This is a genomic window from Methylibium sp. T29-B, from assembly GCF_000576225.1.
In the GTDB taxonomy this organism is placed as follows: domain Bacteria; phylum Pseudomonadota; class Gammaproteobacteria; order Burkholderiales; family Burkholderiaceae_C; genus Methylibium; species Methylibium petroleiphilum.
Window position 1 is genome coordinate 1 of the sequence record NZ_AZSN01000363.1, and the last position, 1126, is coordinate 1126.

1 protein-coding gene is annotated in these 1126 nt (G+C 66.0%); it reads left to right on the top strand.

The genetic code is table 11. The features are described from left to right. Nucleotides 1-11 precede the first annotated feature (11 nt). Nucleotides 12-971 (top strand): IS5 family transposase, encoded by a 960-nt coding sequence (locus tag Y694_RS21950; protein WP_036236753.1) that lies wholly within the window; start codon nt 12-14, stop codon nt 969-971. The last annotated feature ends 155 nt before the right edge of the window (nt 972-1126 follow it).

The window sequence follows — 1126 nt, forward strand, 5'->3', positions numbered from 1 at the left end:
GCAAGACGACCATGAAGCAGCTGGGCCTGGGCCTGAACCTGTCGACCAAGAAGACGCGCAAGCGCGAGTTCCTGGAAGAGATGGAACGCGTGGTGCCGTGGGGCGTGCTGGTGCAGATCGTCGAGCCGCACTACCCCAAGGCCAAGACCGGGCGACCGCCCTTCGGCATCGAGACCATGCTGCGCATCCACTACCTGCAGCAGTGGTTCGGGCTGAGCGACCCGGCGATGGAAGAGGCGCTGCACGACGTGCCGCTGTACCGGGAGTTCGCCAAGCTCGACAGCGTGACGGCACGGCTGCCTGATGAGACCACCATCCTGAGGTTCCGCCACCTGCTGGAACGCCACAACCTGGCCGTGGACATGCTGCGGGTGGTCAACGATCTGCTGCAGCATCGCGGCCTGATGCTGCGCAGCGGCACGGCGGTGGACGCCACGCTGATCTCGGCACCGAGCTCGACCAAGAACGCCGAAGGTGAGCGCGATCCGGAGATGAAGCAGACCCGCAAGGGCAACAACTGGTACTTCGGCATGAAGGCCCACATCGGCGTGGACGCGCAGTCGGGTCTGGTGCATACCGTGGCCACCACGGCGGCCAACGTCAACGACCTCAACGTCGCCGGGCAACTGCTGCACGGCGAGGAAGAAGCCGCCTTCGGCGACGCCGGCTACCAGGGCGTGCACAAGCGGGCCGAAGCCGCGGGGCCCACCTGGCATGTGGCCATGCGCCCGGGCCTGCGCAGGAAGCTCAACCCCTTCATCGAGCCGGACTTCGTGGCCGAGCGTGTGGAGAAGATGAAGGCCAGCATCCGCGCGAAGGTCGAGCACCCGTTCCGCGTCATCAAGCGGCAGTTCGGGTTCACCAAGGTGCGATACCGAGGGCTTGCGAAGAACACCGCGCAGATCGTCACGCTGTTCGCACTGTCGAACCTGTGGATGGCCAGGCGGCAGTTGATGCGAGCGCCGGGATGAGTGCGTCCGCGATACCCGCAGCGGGCTCGCGAGGTGCTGACAGTGCCTGCGAAGCGGTGCCAATCGACCGCGAGACCGGCCGAATCGAAGGCTTCGGCGCGTCACCGTCATCACGTCACTTCAAACCGCACCGCGCGTCGCGTTGTGCAGACCTT

Coding starts and splice junctions, on each gene's coding strand:
- Y694_RS21950 (WP_036236753.1), top strand. CDS start 12: ATGAAGCAGCTGGGCCTGGGCCTGAACCTGTCGACCAAGAAGACGCGC.